The organism is Adhaeribacter swui (assembly GCF_014217805.1).
In the GTDB taxonomy this organism is placed as follows: Bacteria; Bacteroidota; Bacteroidia; order Cytophagales; family Hymenobacteraceae; genus Adhaeribacter; species Adhaeribacter swui.
This window is the reverse complement of the sequence record NZ_CP055156.1, coordinates 4,821,458-4,840,280: the sequence shown is the minus strand read 5'-3', so window position 1 is coordinate 4,840,280 and position 18,823 is coordinate 4,821,458. Positions and strand designations below refer to the sequence as shown.

Here is an 18,823-nt window from a genome sequence, read left to right as displayed (position 1 = left end):
TAAATAAAGCTCTTGGGCGGCGTTACTTCTTATATTTTTTTAAAGCATAAAAGATTTTTAAAATTAGCGAAAAGTTATAGTTTTCCAGTATCCCATACACTTCCGGCTGGGCCCCGAAAGATTGATAGAAACGCGCTAAGCCTGGTTTAGAACTGCCTTCGAAATCCAATACTACCTCGGAGCCGGCAAATTGCTGGCAAACCTGGTCAATCAAGTACGTACTAGCACCTACTTTTTTACCTGATTTGGAGGCTGCGGGCAACAGGTAGGTGAGCCGGTTTTTGTAACAAATAAAAATGGCACCGGCTACTACTTGTTTGTTGGGTAACAAAACCACATACGTATAAGCTAAACCTTGTTTTATGGCCGCCTCTATTAATTGGGGAATAATTTTTAATAGAATAGTTTGCTGATTGGGTTTTAACCGCGGCAAAATGGTTTCCTGGTACAAACGGAATACATCGGGCCAGCAATTATTACCCCTTTGAAGTTGTAGCTTCGCCAGAGTGGCTTTATGTAAATCCCGGATGCGGTTGGAGTGGTAAGCCGTTTTTATTTCCCGATAACTTAGATGTAGCGGTAATACTAAATTTGTTTTTTGTATTACGGGTAGTAAATTTTTTAAAATTTTAAAATCCGAAGGCTTCAAACAATATTGCTCCACGGCGCTGCCCGGTTTAAAAATCTTCAGAAGTAGTTCCTGCCAAAGTTTAGTTAAATCTATCGATGGCTTTAGCCTGAAAAGTCCAAATTGTTGCGTTAATAAAGGTTGCGTAATTACCGGTTTACCAGCTATCCTTCGTTTTACAATTGGCAAGACGGCTACATATTCGTTGTTTTGTTCTTTTGCCCAACCTTCCCAATTAGGCGCTACTGCATCCAGATACCACGATAAAGCATAAACTAAACCAGATGAGTCGCTGATTACGCAAGCATCCCATTGGTTTTTATTAATGCCGGCAGCTGGTAACCGCTTCCACATACTTATTGGTTCGTTGATTGACGCAGTTGCTTAAATTCGTCGTAGTTATAAATATAATCCTGTTCCACAAAATCCGTGGACGATAAGGCCAACAAAATACTTCCCGGCGAATACCGCAGTTTAATCCAGCACAGAGCCGGTACGTAGAGCGCCTGAAACGGCGAGTTTAATCTAAATTGTTTTATTTGATCGGTTTCGGTTTCAATGGTAATCTGGCCCTGTAAAGCCACCAATATTTTGCGGTCCAGCCGATGCGCGTGGTCGCCTTTTAGCTGATCTTCAGGTATGCCAAACGACCAAAAAACCCGCCGGATCGCAAACGGCAAATTGGCGGCTCGTTGCGTAGATACAATATAACCCCGGTGCGCATCACCCGTAAAATCAGCAGCAAAAAGAGCCGGCTCCGGCCCCCCAATTAGTGGTTCCAACATGTAAGCAATACAACAGCTTTAAAAGCAGATTTTTTAAATTTTATTCAATAATCCGGCAAAGATACCAGGAATATAAAATTCCCTTGCCTATTCCGAAGATTTAAGCCACCCAACTATATGGTTTAAATTTTAACTGTACTTTTGCTTATGTACGTACCCTTTTTATCTTTTTCCTGGCAAAACGCGCAAATACAAGAAGCATTTAAAGAAAAAAGCACCTGTTTTTTCGAATCCGAAAAGTATATTCTTGGCCCGGAAGTAGCGGCCTTCGAACAAGCTTACGCGGCGTTTAATCAAACGAACTACTGTATTGGTGTAGCCAATGGTCTGGATGCTTTAATTATTAGCTTGGAAATAGCTGGGGTACAGCCGGGCGATGAAGTAATCGTACCCGCCAACACGTACATTGCCAGTTGGTTAGCCGTGTCGCAGGTGGGCGCCGTACCCGTACCCGTTGAACCCGATGTATTTACGTATAATCTGGACCCAACTGAAATTGAAGCAGCGCTAACCAATAAAACCCGGGCTATAATGCCGGTGCATTTATACGGCCAACCGTGTAACATGTCGGCCATAATGGCGATAGCCCAGAAATACGATTTAGCGGTGGTGGAAGATAATGCCCAGGCGCACGGCGCCCATTGGTCGGGGCAATTAACCGGTAGTTTCGGCAAAGCAAACGCCACCAGTTTTTACCCAACTAAAAATCTAGGGGCTTTCGGCGACGCTGGTGCCATTACTACCAATAGTCCGGAATTTAATTATAAGGCTCGATTACGGCGCAATTACGGTTCTGAAGTTAAAAATGTAAATACTATTATCGGCCACAATTCGCGGCTAGATGAGTTGCAGGCAGCTTACCTGAACCTGAAACTGCCGTTTTTACCATCCTGGAACCAAGCTCGCCGGCAACTGGCTGCTTCTTATTTTACTTACTTAAAAGAGGTTCCTGAAATTATTTTACCCGCTGTTTTGCCCGAAGCCGAGCCGGTCTACCACTTGTTTGTAATCCGGACCGAGCAACGCGATGCTTTGCAGCAGTATTTACAATCGCACCACGTAGAAACGGCCATTCATTACCCAATACCGCCGCATTTACAAAATGCTTATGCGCATTTAGGATTTGCCATGGGCGCTTTCCCGATTACCGAAAAACTAGCGCAAACCTGCTTAAGTTTACCCATCTGGCCCGGCATGACCCAAGACATGGTTTATTGCGTTTGTGATCACATTCAAACCTTCTTTGCCAATCAGAAATAATCTGTTTTTTATATTTAGTCGAAGGTTATCAAAATCATCCAGGTAGATTTTTAAAATTTTGCTGGATTGCTGATTTGATATTGGTTAATCAACCGCGCAACTAATCAATCTTTCTTCGAAAGCCTTCTTCTACGGTTGGGCCGCGCATTTCTAAGTTGGGTTCCCATTCAGGAACCGTGCAGGGCAATAAACTCCAGCATCTGCCAATACCGGGTGCCACGTGTATAGCCGTATTATTTATTTGCTTAACTTCCGTAACTGGAATAGGATAATCGGCGGGCCAGAACACCGAAAAATTTTGTCGGGCAATTTGTTTGTAAATGCCATTGATGCCGTACAAACCCATCAATAAACCCATACAAAGACTAACCTGATACGTAATTTTATTCCGGACTAACAGCAGTATGCCTAAAAGTAAAGTGGGTACTAAATAACCGTAGCCAAACCGGAATGCCGGCGCCGTATAGAACCAGGCTAAACTGGCCAGAAAAGCGCTCAACCATAAAGCAGTTAACTCATGGTTTCTTTTTTGCTTATAATTTTTAAAAAATTGCCAGATCATTACGGGCAACAATAACATCAAGATAATGGAAAATAACTTATCCGGTCTATTTTGTTGTTCCCACCAAACGGGTACCCATTGCATGAAAGACTTATTTTGGTAAAAACTCCAATTAGCCACCGGGGCGCGGGAGTAAGCCGAAATTCCCTCCTGGTAGCTGTTAATCCAGTTTTCTGGCACGGCCCAATCCAGGTGAAATAAATCAAGCCCCATTACCGGATAAAATAAATGCCCGGTTAAAATGACGTTCCGGAGGCAATAAGGAATCAATACCAGTAAACCTTGCCCTATTAAAAGTTTTACCCACTCCACAGGAACTGTTTTTTTTAAAATTATAAGCCAGACCACGCCGATAATGCCCCCGTAAACGGCCGAAAGTTTAAAAGTGAGGAGCACCGGCAGCAAGAAAAATAAAAAAGCTACTTCCCACCCTAATTCCTTGTTATTGAAGCTCAGAAGTACGCCAAATAGAAAAAAGAAAAAGAACATTACTGCGGTATCCGGCGTTGGCGACGAAATCCAATCCCGGAAAAAAACCAAACCCCAGAACAGCGAACCAAAATAATAAACAGCATAACCAGGTTTCGATTTTAAAAAAATAAACCCCTGGCGCAAAGCGTACGAACAGTAAAGCAAAAAGATAAAACTTACCCAGGTTTGATTAAAAACTTTGGCGCTAAAAAACCAAAAATTAAAAAAACTCATTAACAAATGCGCGTGCGAATTCAAAGCCAACGGCCCGTATAAGTTTCCTAAACCCGGCACAATCCGGTATTTACTAAACCATTGAATGGTTTGGGCATGGTACAAGCCGGTATCCGGATTAATAACCGGTTGGGCCGCGTGCATTAAAACCAGGATAGCCAGCAAAAACAAGATACCGGAATAAAGCTTATTATAACCGCCACTAATTTTAAGCGGTTGCCAAAACCACCGCAGGCTGTTTTTCCAGAACCAAAGTATTACGAAACTACCCGCCAGAATGAAAACGTGTAACGTAATGGCTACCGGCAGGCATAAATGCAGAATACCTAAAATTACCGAAAGTACGCCGCTCCCCGCTACCAATACAACCTCGATGGGCACCTGTGCTTCTCGGGTTAGGTAGCCCGCTTTTGCCAGCAGCCTAAACCAGAGTACGCCGTAAGTAAAAGTGATAAACGCGATGTAAAACCAAATAAGTAATGTTGCCAGCATGATTAAAAGTAGTGAATAAAAATAGTTCGGAGCAATGAGTACCTTTGCCACGAAAATAAAACTTGTTCATGAGTCAGTACCTTACCATAGCGGCTCCCAGCACCGGGTTGTACAAAGAAAAAAACAGCAAGTTTCTGGCTTTTGCTTACCCGGTAAATTCGGAAGCCGAGATTAAAGAAATTTTAAATAATTTAAAAAAGGAGTATTTCGATGCGCGCCATTATTGTTATGCCTACCGCTTAGCCGCCGACGGCAGCGTTTACCGGGCCAACGACGATGGCGAACCTAACCACTCGGCCGGCGATCCTATTTTGGGGCAGCTAAAATCGGTGAACTTAACTTATGTGTTGGTAGTGGTGGTTCGTTATTTTGGCGGTACCAAGCTAGGTGTAAGCGGTTTAATTCAGGCGTATAAAACGGCGGCACAGGAAGCTTTGGCGGCCGCCACCATTGTGCAAAAAACAGAACAAAGCCAGTTAACGTTACACTTTAGCTACGAGCAATTAAGCGATGTAATGAATCTGGTAAAAGAAGCCGCCTTAAAAATTATAGATCAGGATTTTGCCGAAAATTGTACCTTAACCGTTCAGGTTGCTAAAACCGAAGAATCTTTGCTCCGAGCCCGGTTGCAGAAATTAAGAAAAGTAGAAGTCCGTACGGAACAGCCTTAACTTATTAAAATTCGTACTAGCTTGGGTGCCCGGTAATTGCTGCTGCCACTCTAAACAGGAGTAAATTCTGGGTTGTTAAATTTGTTTGTATGAAAGTTTTCCGTTCGTTTTCAAAATCCAAAGCTTTAAAAGAAAATACCTTTGCCAAAAAAGTAGGTCAAAGGCCCGGCTACCTGTATGTACCCGATGATGCGCTGCAACCCCGTTTGTTTTTAATTTCTTTTGATGAAGAGAATTTTCAGGAAAAGGAATACACCGATTACGACCAACTACTGCATTATTTCCAGGCGCACTCCCATCAACAGCATTGGATTGATGTCCGGGGTTATGGCAATATTGCCTTACTGGAAAAAATAATGGCCGACTTTGCCATCCATCCTTTGCAAATGGAAGATGTAATCAGCGATTACCAACGACCCAAGATGGACACCGAAGGGAAAAACTTATTCTTTATTTCCCGCATGATCTTATTCCTGCCCAACCATTGCCTCGACGATGATCAGATTTCCATTTTTACGGGAAGAAATTATATTATTACTTTCCAGAGCGATTACGAAGATTGCCTGGATGTTTTACGCGCCCGCATCCGGTCAGGCCGGGGCGTTATTCGCAAACGTCCAGTGCATTACATGGCTTACGCCATCATGGATGTTACCATCGATAATTATTTTCCGGTGTTATCGCAAGTGGGCGAATACCTCGAAGACCTGGAAGATGCCCTGTTTCAGCAGCCGCACAAAAAGCAGTTGAATGATATTTTAAACATGAAGCGGGAGCTGTTAAAAGTTCGCCGGATAGCCTGGTCGGAGCGCGACAAACTCAACGAAATTTTACGCAGCGACAACCAAACCATTCCGGACGAAATAAAAATCTACTTTAAAGATGTGTACGACCATATTGTGCAAGTGCTGGATATTGTGGAGAATTACCGCGAGTTAATGGGCAATTTAACGGAATTATACCTCGCAAATGTGAGCAACCGCATGAACGAAATCATGAAAGTGCTAACCATTATTTCCAGTATTTTTATTCCATTAAGTTTTGTGGCCGGGGTTTACGGCATGAACTTCTCCCGCGAAAATCCGGATGGTAGCATTAATTACCTGAATATGCCGGAGTTGTACCACCCTTACGGCTACGTTATTTTGTTAGGAATTATGTTTTTGATATTGGTTGGGCAGTTATATTTTTTCTACCGGAAAGGCTGGCTGCGGTCTTTTTAAAATTTAAGGCTGGGTACTAAAAATGATTTTTTGCAAGGTATTGTCGTGGGATAAATACAACTGAAATTGTTGCAGCATCGAATTATAATCTAGCTGTATAGGCCATTGGTTGGTTACTGGTCCGGTGCCAATAAGTTTTATATTGATATCGTAGAAATACGTTTTCTCTGGTCCTTTTTCGGTAATCGCATAAATAATATTGGCCGGATCAAAGTAAAAATACTGAATCAGTTTAGGTGCCGAGGTTACGAAATTTTTTTCCATGATTAGTTTTTGTTCGGCATCGTACAAGGTTACCCGGCCTAAATCCTGCCGCGCAATTAAAAACGATTTACCGCTGTTTTCCGGAATTAAATGAAACGTAGTTCGGCGCGACGGTCGGGCAAAAGCCAGGCGTTTCTCTATTTCGCCGGCTAAATTAAACGTGATTAATTCGCCGTCCTGGGTTAAAGATACAAAGCGGGTATTCCGGAAACTGGAGCCGGGCTGGGCAATAAGCGGTTCCGAAAAACGGCCTTTTAAATTTATCGGGAAGCCGGGGTAATTGGCACCATTCCGGTCTACGGCGTAGGTGTAGCCGTTTTCTAAAATCAAAATAAACACCTCCCGGCCTTTAATCTGTAAGTAATACGGCGCCATTGCCAGTTTGCCCGGCATTTCTTTAGGCTCCCAACCGGGCAGCAAATTACCTTGCTGGTCGTAGAGGTAAACGTTACCTTGCACATCGTTCACCAGAAAATTTAAATTATTCGCGCCGCCGGGTTTAATTACCGTCAGGTTTTGAATAGTTGTGGAATCGCTTAAGTTAAAAGGGAAATTTTCTACATCGTTCCCTTCCTGGTTTAAGCAATAAATATGATTACGTGTCGAGAAAACGTATTTTGGCTGCGACCCCGCACCCAGCGTAACCGGATAAATAGGACTGGTAATTTTACTGTCTAAAGAATCGGCCCAAACCACTTTCCCATCATCGGCAATCTGGTATAAAACCTGCGCCGAATCCTGAACCAGAATTTTGTTACGCGTGGAGGAAGTACCAGTAAACAACGCAGGCCCCGAAACAAGCGGCGCTGCAAACGCAATTTCCTGTTCTTGCTGAAATATTTGTTTTAATTGTTGCGGAGCTTTGGTTTGCGGTTGGTGTTGCAGTAAAAAACGGGTAGTTAATTGTTGTTTATCTGCCAGGTATTGCAAACTAATTTGCCCGAAATTTTTAAAAAACCGTTCGTACCGCAGCAAGCCCAGCTTTTTATCTTCGAGCAAATACCGGTTCAGGATGTTCCAGGCGTAGTTGGTATTTACGTATAAACTGGCATTGGCCTGAGGTAAACTTTGTTGTATAAAGCTTTGGTGCCCGGTATTATTCGCCCACACTTTTTTATCCCGGATATTTTGCAGGTAGCCCCGTAAAACTTCTTCGCTGGGCGCAAACAACAAAAAGCTATCGGCCTGGGCCACAAACGTTTTAGTAAAACCCCAAAACCCTTTACCAAAAAGCTTTTGGGGCAGCTCCGGTACGCCCACTTCTTGAATTTGGTAGCGGCCCGCCCGCCGGGCAGCATTCCCCATTAAAGTAACCTGATTTAATTCCTGAATAAAGTTTCGGATTTTATCTGGTTGGGGCGTATACGCCAGCACCACCTTATCAGGAGTTGAGTTTTCGTTTGCCGCTGCTAAATAACAAATAGCTAATTCCTGCTTAAAAGAACCCCGGAGCGAATCTACAAGCGGTACCGCCGGGCTAGGTATAGCCTCCGCGGTTGCTTGCCCGTTGTGGTGCCAGGTAGTAAATTGCGCTTCCTCAAAATGAATAAAAATAGCAGTACGCTCCGGCACCAGCGGATATAAATGCGATGGCCGGGTAGTTTTATTTATAAATTGCTGATACAAAGAGCCCGGTAAAGTTTCAGGCAGCGACATACCATTTAAAGTAAACTTCTGATTATCTACCTGAAAGTTTAATAAACTGCTGCGGCATAAACTAGAAAAAAACTCTACCTCGGGGTATACTTCGGGTTTTAATAGTAGCGCCAGAAACGGTGGCAAATACCGGTAGTTAATAAAGAGTGCCCCCAGATTAGTCCTGTTTTTAAAAAAATTTACTTTGGTGTATTCCTGTATCGGCGATTGTAAGTTGGTGCGGTTAATTTTCCGGATTACCTGGTGCAATAAACTTACTGTGGGGCTGATAATTAAATTATTGCGGTAAGTAAAAAAGTAAAAAGTGCCCTGCGAGCGATTGTTCCGGACCGAGGTAATGCTATATCCCTGGTAATCTTGTTCTTCTGAAGACAGTAAATTGCTTTTGGTTATATTATCAATTACATTGCGCACGTACCGGTGCTCACTTACCGTGCTAATAGGCAAGTACAAAACCAAATCAAAATCGGTTTTGCTGGTTACGTGTAAAGAAGTAATTATTCTTTTGCGGCTTAAAAACTCCCGCAGTGTCAGCCGCCGGGTAGCGGCGCTATCCAGTAAAGCAATGTTTTCCTGTAAGCTGGTAAAAAAAGGCAGGCGCGAAAAGTTATCGTAAACCCCGGTATTTTTTAATTGCTGCAGAAACCGGTTGGTTCGCTTGGTTTCGGCTACAAAAACGGCATCGTCGGGTACTAAAGTCCAGAGATTTACCTTTTCCTGGGCTTTTTGCCATTTATAATAGCCATACAAACCGGCCGAAGCAAGCAAAACCAACCCTAACAGGTAAGCATAATATCTTTTTGGCATTCAGTACAGGTGTTCTCGGTACAAAAATAAACATTTAACTTTATCGTACCAATCTAACGAGGTTTGCGCTAATTTAGATTTTTAACAACAACGGTGGTAGCAAGTAACAAAGCTTTAATTGGAACACGCTTGAAAAATATTTCGGCGGCGTAAACTCTTTTTTCGTCCGGAATTAAAGTAATTTTCCATCAGAAAACTTAAATTTTAAAAATTTCATGCGTTTCGTAATTCAACGGGTAAGTGAGGCCAGCGTTAAAATAGAAGGGAATATAGCGGGGCAAATTGGTGCCGGCTTGCTGGTTATGGCCGGTATTACCGCCGATGACACCACCGATGATATAACCTGGGTGAGTAAAAAAACGGTGCAGATGCGCATTTTCGGCGACGACGAAGGAAAAATGAACCGGAGCGTAACGGATATAAACGGCGGTATCTTGCTGATTAGCCAATTTACCTTAATGGCCAGCACCAAAAAAGGCAACCGTCCCTCGTTTATCGAAGCCGCTCCCCCTCCTATTGCCATTCCCCTGTACGAACAGTTAATTAAACAACTGGAAGCAGACCTGGGCCGGAAAATTCAAACCGGCCAGTTCGGTGCCGACATGAAAGTTGCCCTCACAAACGACGGCCCCGTTACCATTATCCTGGATTCTAAAAACCGATGTTAAATTTTGGATGTTGGATGTTGGATGTTAGACTATAAAGGCTCTAACGTTAAACCTTCTAACCGTCTAACTTTAAAACCTTCCAACTTTCAAACTTCCCAACCTTTCAACTAAAAAGACATGACCTTAACTGAAGCGCAAAAAACCGTAGATGATTGGATAAAGACCAACGGTGTTCGTTATTTTAACGAGCTTACCAATATGGCTATTTTAACCGAAGAAGTGGGCGAAGTTGCTCGCATAATTTGCCGGCAATACGGCGAGCAATCTTTTAAAAAGTCCGACGAAGGCAAGAATCTGGGCGATGAGCTGGCCGATGTTTTATTCGTGCTTATATGTTTGGCCAACCAAACCGGCGTAGATTTAACGAGTGCCTTAGCCAGCAACCTAGCCAAAAAAACTAACCGCGACCACGACCGCCATCATCAAAACGAAAAGCTGAAGTAATCTAAAATTTAAGTACCAGAGTCGGATTAATAGTAGTACCTGTTCCGGGTTTTAGATAAATCTGCTGGTTATCTCGCGAGCGTCTTCGCTCGTGAGGAGTATTGTCCGGCCTCTGGCCGGATGGAACTGCTTACAGTTTGGCTTCTTAGATAAGCTTATCGGTTTGCCCGGCCAGAGGCCTACCAGATAATTAGACACGAGCGAAGACGCTCGCGCCAGGTTTATTTTTCGCTTCAGATTTTATTTTTTAAAAAAGTTAAAATCTGAAGCGAGTTTTAATAAGGCTTCCGGCGTATATCTTTCCAGAAAATTTTCGATAAAAATAATTTTTAAACCTGGGTTATTATGAATAAGAATAGCTTCATTTTATCCTGGTTTGCAACTTAAACCACACTCTTCACCGACTCGGGAGTATAGGGCACCAGATAGTCTCCTTCCAAAACGGGCACTATATCATACACATCTTGTTGCAAACAGAAGGTAATATCTTTAGTGATGTTTAAATTTTTAAGGCGTTGCACGTGCGAGGCTTTACTTAAATATAAAGGCAAATCGCTTTTGGCAGTTTCGTACAAATGGTAAGCAGCCAGGGTCGCATCATTTTCCGATTCAAATAATCCCTGCAGCTTGTGCGCCAGGGCGCCAGCAAACAAGGTGTCTTCTAAATTAAACTTACCTTTCCAGCCCGCACAAACTACCAATACGTCTTTTTGTTGCTCCACCAGGTAAGCGGCTACGCTGCTTACATTTAAAAAAGCGCCCACCACCACTTTATCGGCAGCCAAAGATAAACGGATGGCGTGCGTGCCATTGGTGGTGGTCATGGCCAGGGTTTTGCCTTTTACAAAATCTTCCATGTAACTAAACGGCGAATTGCCTAAGTCAAAATCTTCGGCTTTTTTACCATCCCGCTCCGCGGCAGTTAAATATCCTTTGCTGGCAAATTGCTGGCATTCCGCTAAAGTACTTACCGGAATAATCTTTTCTAAACCATGAGCTAAACCGGTTACCATCGAAGATGTAGCCCGTAAAATATCCACCACTACCACTACCCGGCCTTTTAAATCATACAAATGAATTAACTCCGGCGAAAAACAAACATCCAGTAAAGGCATTTTAAAAAATATTTAGCAGCAATCTCCAGATGGCTGCAGGTTAAAATTTAAAAAATTTAAAAATTCAGAGATCTTATAAAGGGATTACGCTTGTTTTACGAAAGGCAGTTTTACCACTTTGGCGCGCAACAATTTATTCCGGACTTTAATAAATAACTCCTGACCGGGCTGGCTAAAAGCTACCGGCACGTAACCCAGGCCAATGCCTCTGCTTAAAGTAGGCGACTGCGTACCCGAGGTTACCTCGCCAATTATCTCGCCTTGCGCGTTGGCAATTTCGTAGTGCGCCCGCGGGATGCCTTGCTCCTGCATCTCAAAACCTACCAGTTTTTTGGTTACACCTTTTTCTTTTTGTTTCCTTAAAAAGTCGGCGTTCGTAAAATCTTTGGTTAATTTGGTAATCCAGCCCAGACCACCTTCTAACGGCGAAGTGGTATCGTTAATATCATTACCGTATAAGCAATACCCCATTTCTAAGCGCAATGTATCGCGGGCTCCCAGGCCAATAGGTTTAATACCAAAAGCAGCGCCGGCTTCCATTATTTCGTTCCAGACGGTTAAAGCATGTTTGTTGGGTACGTAAATTTCAAAACCGCCGGCGCCAGTATAGCCCGTAGCCGAAATAATTACCTCCGACACTCCCGCAAATTCGGCCACTGCAAACGTATAGTACACCATCTCGGAGAGGTTTACCGCAGTCAGCGATTGCAAAGCCGCCGTGGCTTTTGGGCCTTGCACGGCAAACAAAGAAAGTTTATTTGAAATATTTTCCAGTGTAACGCCCTGGGTATTGTATTGATTAATCCAGGCCCAATCTTTCTCGATGTTGGAAGCATTTACCACCAGCATGTATTTTTCGGCGCTGAAACGGTAAACCAGCAAATCATCCACAATGCCGCCCTGCTCGTTCGGGAAGCAGGAATACTGCACTTTGCCATCTGTTAGTTTGCCCGCATCGTTGGTAGTTACCCGCTGAATTAAGTCTAAAGCCTGTGGCCCTTCCACCATAAACTCGCCCATGTGCGATACATCAAAAATACCCACATGCTGGCGCACGGTATGGTGTTCGTCTAAATCCGAAGAATAACGAACCGGCATGTTATAACCCGCAAAAGGCACCATTTTGGCCCCCAGTGCTACGTGCACATCATTCAGGGCAACTTTTTTTAATTCTTCCATAATCAAGAAATATCCGGCGAACCGTTGCGCAAAAGTAGTATTTTTAAACAGGTTCTAAAAACAGTTTTTCCCGCCCGCTATTTTCCGGTCAGCTCCCTCCCGAAAATGAAAAATTTTAAAAAATTGTAATTATACAAATTAAAGGCTGTTACTAAGAACGGTAAGTTACGCCAAAGTTGCTCTGCCCCTGTTTGCCTTGCTGGTTTTACCGGATTTCAGGAATTAAAGCGTAATTTAGCCGCTGCGTGCTTCGTTGTTGTTTGTTGCCATGAAATTATCTGCCCGAATTTTTGCCGGCTTTGCTATCTTCTCGCTCATTATTACGGCGGTTACCATTATTAACTTTCAACTTTCGGAAGAAGTGCTGGCCAACAGCCAATGGGTAACCCGCTCGCAAACCGTAGTAAGAACATCCACGGCTTTGCAGCGCCACATCGTAGATATGGAAACCGGCATGCGCGGTTTCCTGCTGACCGGTAACGAAGTTTTGCTGGAACCTTACCGGGTAGCTAAAACGCAAATTCCGGGCTTATTTACCCAATTAGAAACTTTGGTGAAAGACTCGCCGGTGCAAAAAAGGCAATTGCAGCAAATTAAAATCACGCACGCCCGCTGGGTAAACACGTTTGCCGAAAACCTGATTGCGGATAAAAAAAGCCAGAACCGGACCAACCAGGAACTAAAAACTTCGGGTATTTTAAATTTAAAAAATGCCGACAATGCGGTAAACTCCCGCGGCGAAGCCATGATGGAATCCATGCGGCAAATGTTTCAGGGTATCAATGCCATCGAAAACCAGATCAGCGAATCCCGCCAAATGCAACTTCGGAACAGCATTAACGATACCCGCCTGGTTTCCGGGGTAATTACGGTTTTAACTATTTTAATTGGCCTGGGCTGGACTTATTACATTGCCCGGCTAATCACGTTCCGGATTGGTTCGATGGTGGATTTGGCCGAAAAAATATCGTCCGGCGAATACAAAACCCAGATCCTGGATACCTCCCGGGACGAGTTGAGCAAGCTGTCGGCCAGTTTAAATGTGATGGCAAATAAAATTGACCAAACCATTACCGAACTGGAAATTAAAAACAAAGAACTCGACCAGTTTGCTTACGTGGTATCGCATGATTTAAAAGCCCCGCTGCGGGGCATCGAAAATGCCTCGCGTTGGATTACCGAAGATTTAGGCAGCAACCTAACCCCGCACATGCAGGAATATTTAAATTTAATGCGCCTGCGGGTTCACCGCATGGATCATTTAATAAACGGCATTCTGGCCCTGGCCCGCATTGGCCGCCAAAAAGTAATTCCCGAAAAAGTAGAGGTAAATCAATTACTAACTGAGGTAATACAAATGCTGGAAATACCAACCGGAATTAAAGTGCAGGTAGCCGCTAATATGCCGCAATTTATTACTATTCGGGTATATCTGGAGCAGGTATTTGTAAATTTAATCAGCAATGCCATCAAATACCATCATCAAAAAACCGGTTTAATACAAATAAAATACGCGGAATTGTCGGATGCGCATCAGTTTACCGTTACCGACGATGGCCCCGGCATTGACCCGGCTTACCACGACCGGATTTTTGTTATATTTCAGACGTTGCAAGAACGGGATGCGGTGGAAAGTACCGGCGTGGGACTGGCCATCGTTAAAAAAATTATTGAACAGCAGGGCGGCCGCATAACCGTGAAGTCGGCGCCGGGCCAAGGCTCTGCTTTTGTATTTACCTGGCCCAAAAACGAAAAATTTGGCTCGGAATTTGAAATTAGCTAAAAATAGTACTATTACCTTATCATTTCTGTCTTACTTGGTTGACTGTAATTTATGAAAGAAACCCTACCCAGTATTCTGCTCGTGGAAGATGATTACATGGACGTTATTAACGTGGAGCGTGAGTTGCGAAAGCTGAATATTAACTTACCCCTGCATGTAGCCCGTAACGGTCAGGAAGCTTTAGATTTATTAAAAAGCGAGCAAGCTTTACCCAGTGTGGTGATGTTGGATATTAATATGCCCAAAATGAACGGCTTAGAATTGCTTGCGAAAATCCGGAACGATGCGGAGTTGGAACATTTAAATGTATTTATTACCACCACTTCCATGGAAGAATGCGACAGAACCGAAGCTGCCGATTTAAGCGTGAGCGGGTACATCGAAAAACCATTAACTTTTGATACGTTCGGCGACCGGTCCAGCTCCCGGATTGATTCTTTTAGCTTATTTTTAGAATTATTGAAATTGAAATAAGCAAATCAGTTCTTTTATAAAACGCAGAAAGCCGGCCACGTAGCCGGCTTTCTGCGTTTTGAGTTACCTGATAAAATGAAAGATTACGTTTTTTAAATTTTCTAAATTTCAGGCAACAGTTTAAAGCTTAGGCGATGGTGTGGGGTAATCCCTTGTTCCTTAATGGCTTGCCGGTGGCGTATGGTGGGATAACCTACATTTTGCTCCCAGCCATATTCCGGGAATTGTTGGCTTAGTTCTGCCATTAAATCGTCGCGGTACGTTTTGGCCAGCACCGAAGCCGCCGCAATAGAAAAATATTTAGTATCGCCTTTTACTACGCAGGCGTGCTCCAAGCCGGGGTAAGGCATAAACTGGTTGCCATCTACAATTAAAAATTCCGGGGCAATTTGTAGCTCGTTTACCGCCTGGTGCATGGCCCGGAAAGATGCTTTAGAAATATTAATCTGGTCAATTACTTCCGGCGAAACTTCCGCAATGGCCCAGGCTAAGGCATCCTGGCAAATCTGGTCGCGCAATTTTTCGCGCTGTTTCCGGGACAACAGTTTAGAATCGGTTAATACCGGATGAAAATAATCGGTGGGCAAAATAACGGCGGCGGCTACCACCGGTCCGGCCAAACAACCGCGGCCTACTTCGTCGAGCCCGGCTTCCAGCAAATTGCCGCTGTAGTTGGCCTGTAAATCTATTTTCACGCGCTTCACTGCTTTACTCTCTGTTTTAATTTTATAAGCTCCTGCTGTTGACAGAATACCGGTAAAGGTAAAATTTAAAATTTTTAGCTGCTAAACCACTAGGAAATTACCGCTGTAATTTCCCATATTTAGGGCAGTGTATTTACTATAAAGCCAGTTTATTAGCTCTATTTTTTAGTTTTTTTAAAAATTTAATCAAAAACTTAAATCAAACGCAATGCACCCCCACAACAAACCGCACCTGGAAGTAATCGATAGTCCGGAGTTTAAACATTTAGTGAAAAAAAGATGGTCCGTTTCTTTAATACTAACGCTTACCATCCTGGTGATTTACATTGGTTTTTTATTGGTGGTGGCTTTCGATAAAAGTTTACTGGCGCAAAAGTTAGGCTCTTATGTAACCTGGGCATTACCCGTTGGCTTCAGCATTATTGTGGCCGCCTGGCTGCTCACCGGCATTTATGTGTACTGGGCCAATAATTCCTACGACCCCGAGGTAGAAGCTTTAAAAAATAAAATCAACGCGAACTAAAATTAACATGCATCTAACTTCTTTGTTTCTGCAAGCGCCGGCTATGCCCGCCGCTTCTACCCTGGGTACGGCTAACCCGGTGTCCATCATCATGTTTTTTTTATTCGTGGCCATTACCTTGTACATCACCTACTGGGCCGCCAAGAAAACCAAAACCGGCTCCGAATTTTATGCCGCAGGCCGCAATATTTCGGGCTTTCAAAACGGACTGGCTCTGGCCGGCGATTACATGAGTGCGGCTTCTTTTCTGGGGATAGCGGGCATGGTGGCTACCAAAGGCTACGACGGCCTGATTTACTCCATCGGTTTTTTGGTGGGATGGCCTTTAATTATGTTTTTAATTGCCGAACCCCTGCGCAACTTAGGCAAATACACCTTTGCCGACGTAGTGGCCTACCGTTTACAGCAGCGCCCCATCCGGATAGTTTCTTCTGTAGGTTCGTTGCTAACTATTGCTTTTTACCTGATTGCACAAATGGTAGGTGCCGGCGGTTTAATTAAAACTTTATTTGGTTTGCAGTACGAAATAGCCGTAGTAGTGGTGGGTGTGGTAATGACGGCCTACGTGCTTTTTGGCGGCATGCTGGCTACCACTTGGGTGCAAATTATTAAAGCAGTTTTGCTGTTGAGCGGGGCTACCGTATTGGTTATTTTGTCTTTGTCTTACTTTAATTACAGTCCGGGCGCATTGTTTCAAGCGGTTTCGGAGAAATACGGCGATGCCATGCTGGCGCCGGGTGGGTTTATTACCAATCCTTTCGATGCCTTATCGCTGGGTTTGGCTTTAATGTTGGGTACGGCGGGCTTACCGCATATTCTCATGCGTTTTTACACCGTGCCCGATGCCAAAGCTGCGCGTAAATCGGTGTTTGTGGCAACCGGCTTTATCGGTTATTTTTATATTCTTACCTTTTTTATCGGCTTTTCGGCCATGGTGCTGGTGGGCAAACCCATTATCGAGGGCATTGATAAAGGCGGCAACATGGCAGCTTTACTGCTGGCCGAGCAAACCGGCGGTACCGCTTTCCTGGGCTTTATTGCGGCCGTTGCTTTTGCCACCATCCTGGCGGTAGTAGCGGGCTTAACATTGTCGGGCGCCAGTAGCATTTCGCACGATCTGTACGTGCACGTTTTTAAAAAAGGCGTTTCGAACGAGCAAGGCGAAATGAAAGTAGCCCGCCGGGCGACTCTGGCTTTGGGCATTCTTTCTATTGTGCTGGGGCTGGTGTTTAAAGGTCAGAACGTGGCCTTTATGGTGGGGCTGGCTTTTTCCATTGCAGCAAGCGCTAACTTTCCGGCTTTGCTCATGTCTATTATTTGGAAGAAATTCACCACTCAAGGCGCGGTATGGAGCATTGCCACCGGCGCTTCTCTTTCGCTAGTATTGATTGTACTAAGCCCCACCATTTGGGTGGATATCCTGCATAACCCCGAAGCGATTTTCCCGCTCAAAAATCCAGCCTTAGTTTCCATGTCAGGTGCATTTTTGGTAGGCATAGTAATATCCCTGCTCAATCCCGAGACCGAAGCCGCCCAAAAGTTTGAATCCGAAAAACTCCGGACGTATTTAGGTATTGGGGCAGAGTAAGGTTTGGTTTTGAAAGGTAAATTTTTAAAATTTCCTGTTACCGGAATGGAGCTGTTCCGGTTATCTTATGTTTTTGGGTGGATAAACGGAGTAAAAAAGTAAAATATAATGCAGATAACCGGATAGTTCCGTTTATCTGCGAGTTGGGCAAAATAAAATTAAAAGTATCAAATGAGAAATGGTTGTTCCTATCATGATGTAATGCAAGTTTGTCTAAATGGACATCTCATTACAGATAATTATTATACAAGCCCAGAGTTTAGAAAAGCTTATTGCGCAAAATGTGGAGAAAAAACAATTACAAAATGTCCAAATTGTAATAAGGAAATAAAAGGAGATTATCATGTACCAGGTATTGTAGTATTAAGTAGTTCTTCAACTCCCGTTCCAGATATATGTGAATACTGTGGACAGGATTTTCCGTGGCGAGATAAAAGGAAAAAACTTAAAGAGGTCGTTCAGGAAAAAGATTTGAATCCTGTTCTACTTATCAAACAAATTTGTGACCGCTTTCATTTAGTGACAAAACAAATAAGGCAAAGGCATAGTGATAGGAATACTATTGATGTAAAGGATGAATATGATGTTCAGGATTTACTTCATTCATTACTTGTAATATTTTTCGATGATGTTAGAGCTGAGGAATGGTGTCCATGTTACGCAGGAGGTAGCAAAAGGACTGATTTCCTACTAAAAAATGAGAAGATAGTTATTGAGGTAAAAAAGACGCGAAGCAACCTTAAAGCAAAGGATTTAGGAGAGCAATTAATAATTGATATAGCTAATTACCAAAAACATCCGGATTGCAAAATTTTATATTGCTTTGTTTATGACCCCGATGGCTATATAAATAATCCAAAAGGCATTGAGAATGACTTACATAAAGATGAAAAAGAATTTAAGGTCATTGTAAACATTATTCCCAAAGGGCATTAAAAAATTACTTTGCCCAACAAAACCTATAAGCAATACTTTGCTTGCACTTCGTACTGCTCATAGCCCAGCCGTTGGGTGTTATTATAATCTAAAAAGTCAGCAAATGGAGGCAAGATATTGAAAGGATATAGAAAATTATTACCTTGATTTAAACAATCATGGCTGGAAACACGACAAGATTATTGAGCTAGTTAGATATATACAAACCACTGAACTCTCAAACAAACTTAACGCAACTACTTCACTCGACAGATTAATAATATCGAATAACAATCAAATTGACTTCGACTAAGATTCCTTGCACGTAGAATTTGATAGGTAAAAACAGTAATAGTTATTTAGATATTTCGGAGGAC

The 18,823-nt window shown here is 43.2% G+C and carries 17 protein-coding genes; 10 read left to right on the top strand and 7 right to left on the bottom strand.

Annotated features, from left to right (window positions below; translation table 11 throughout):
- Positions 1-22: 22 nt before the first annotated feature.
- Both HUW51_RS20025 and HUW51_RS20020 read right to left on the bottom strand, forming a co-directional pair.
- Entirely contained in the window at positions 23-982 is a 960-nt protein-coding gene (locus tag HUW51_RS20025; RefSeq protein WP_185271393.1) for a hypothetical protein, read from the bottom strand.
- 2 nt (positions 983-984) lie between these two features.
- Positions 985-1,413, bottom strand: coding sequence for a sugar 3,4-ketoisomerase (locus HUW51_RS20020; RefSeq protein ID WP_185271392.1), 429 nt, complete (start codon positions 1,411-1,413; stop codon positions 985-987).
- Between the two features lie 147 nt (positions 1,414-1,560).
- Between HUW51_RS20020 and HUW51_RS20015 the strand changes: the two genes are divergently transcribed.
- On the top strand, positions 1,561-2,673 hold the full coding sequence (locus HUW51_RS20015; RefSeq protein WP_185271391.1) for a DegT/DnrJ/EryC1/StrS family aminotransferase: 1,113 nt from the start codon (positions 1,561-1,563) through the stop codon (positions 2,671-2,673).
- A 100-nt stretch (positions 2,674-2,773) separates the two neighbouring features.
- On the opposite strand, the gene HUW51_RS20010 is transcribed toward HUW51_RS20015, so the two are convergent.
- A complete protein-coding gene (locus HUW51_RS20010; RefSeq protein ID WP_185271390.1) occupies positions 2,774-4,432 on the bottom strand; it encodes an LIC_10190 family membrane protein in 1,659 nt (552 codons plus the stop codon).
- 68 nt (positions 4,433-4,500) lie between these two features.
- On the opposite strand from HUW51_RS20010, the gene HUW51_RS20005 reads away from it, so the two are divergent.
- Together HUW51_RS20005 and corA are read left to right on the top strand one after the other, a co-directional pair.
- Positions 4,501-5,103, top strand: a complete 603-nt coding sequence (locus HUW51_RS20005; protein ID WP_185271389.1) for a YigZ family protein — start codon at positions 4,501-4,503, stop codon at positions 5,101-5,103.
- A gap of 89 nt (positions 5,104-5,192) precedes the next feature.
- Positions 5,193-6,326: a magnesium/cobalt transporter CorA gene (corA, locus tag HUW51_RS20000; protein WP_185271388.1), complete on the top strand. Its 1,134-nt coding sequence runs from the start codon at positions 5,193-5,195 to the stop codon at positions 6,324-6,326.
- A gap of 3 nt (positions 6,327-6,329) precedes the next feature.
- On the opposite strand, the gene HUW51_RS19995 is transcribed toward corA, so the two are convergent.
- Complete coding sequence (locus tag HUW51_RS19995; RefSeq protein ID WP_185271387.1) at positions 6,330-9,053, bottom strand: hypothetical protein; 2,724 nt, start codon at positions 9,051-9,053, stop codon at positions 6,330-6,332.
- Positions 9,054-9,268: 215 nt separating this feature from the next.
- On the opposite strand from HUW51_RS19995, the gene dtd reads away from it, so the two are divergent.
- Positions 9,269-9,721 carry a D-aminoacyl-tRNA deacylase gene (dtd, locus tag HUW51_RS19990; RefSeq protein ID WP_185271386.1) on the top strand — a complete coding sequence of 151 codons (453 nt, stop codon included), beginning with the start codon at positions 9,269-9,271 and terminating at the stop codon, positions 9,719-9,721.
- A 117-nt stretch (positions 9,722-9,838) separates the two neighbouring features.
- Entirely contained in the window at positions 9,839-10,165 is a 327-nt protein-coding gene (locus HUW51_RS19985) for a nucleotide pyrophosphohydrolase (protein WP_185271385.1), read from the top strand.
- Between the two features lie 383 nt (positions 10,166-10,548).
- Here the strand turns inward: HUW51_RS19985 and HUW51_RS19980 are convergent, their stop codons facing one another.
- Together HUW51_RS19980 and gcvT are read right to left on the bottom strand one after the other, a co-directional pair.
- Complete coding sequence (locus HUW51_RS19980) at positions 10,549-11,280, bottom strand: 2-phosphosulfolactate phosphatase (protein WP_185271384.1); 732 nt, start codon at positions 11,278-11,280, stop codon at positions 10,549-10,551.
- Between the two features lie 84 nt (positions 11,281-11,364).
- The gene (gene gcvT, locus HUW51_RS19975; RefSeq protein ID WP_185271383.1) at positions 11,365-12,459 is read right to left on the bottom strand and encodes a glycine cleavage system aminomethyltransferase GcvT; all 1,095 of its coding nucleotides are present in this window, start codon (positions 12,457-12,459) and stop codon (positions 11,365-11,367) included.
- A 268-nt stretch (positions 12,460-12,727) separates the two neighbouring features.
- Here gcvT and HUW51_RS19970 point away from each other — a divergent pair, with 268 nt between their 5' ends.
- Both HUW51_RS19970 and HUW51_RS19965 read left to right on the top strand, forming a co-directional pair.
- Entirely contained in the window at positions 12,728-14,242 is a 1,515-nt protein-coding gene (locus HUW51_RS19970) for a sensor histidine kinase (RefSeq protein WP_185271382.1), read from the top strand.
- Positions 14,243-14,293: 51 nt separating this feature from the next.
- Positions 14,294-14,716 (top strand): response regulator, encoded by a 423-nt coding sequence (locus HUW51_RS19965; RefSeq protein WP_185271381.1) that lies wholly within the window; start codon positions 14,294-14,296, stop codon positions 14,714-14,716.
- A gap of 101 nt (positions 14,717-14,817) precedes the next feature.
- Here HUW51_RS19965 and HUW51_RS19960 read toward each other — a convergent pair whose 3' ends face one another.
- Positions 14,818-15,405, bottom strand: a complete 588-nt coding sequence (locus HUW51_RS19960; protein WP_185274602.1) for a ribonuclease HII — start codon at positions 15,403-15,405, stop codon at positions 14,818-14,820.
- 223 nt (positions 15,406-15,628) lie between these two features.
- Between HUW51_RS19960 and HUW51_RS19955 the strand changes: the two genes are divergently transcribed.
- The 3 genes from HUW51_RS19955 to HUW51_RS19945 all read left to right on the top strand — a co-directional run bounded on the left by HUW51_RS19955 (position 15,629) and on the right by HUW51_RS19945 (position 18,467).
- Entirely contained in the window at positions 15,629-15,943 is a 315-nt protein-coding gene (locus HUW51_RS19955; protein ID WP_185271380.1) for a DUF485 domain-containing protein, read from the top strand.
- 7 nt (positions 15,944-15,950) lie between these two features.
- Complete coding sequence (locus HUW51_RS19950) at positions 15,951-17,531, top strand: sodium:solute symporter family transporter (RefSeq protein ID WP_185271379.1); 1,581 nt, start codon at positions 15,951-15,953, stop codon at positions 17,529-17,531.
- Positions 17,532-17,702: 171 nt separating this feature from the next.
- The gene (locus HUW51_RS19945) at positions 17,703-18,467 is read left to right on the top strand and encodes a DUF2321 domain-containing protein (RefSeq protein WP_228466775.1); all 765 of its coding nucleotides are present in this window, start codon (positions 17,703-17,705) and stop codon (positions 18,465-18,467) included.
- The last annotated feature ends 356 nt before the right edge of the window (positions 18,468-18,823 follow it).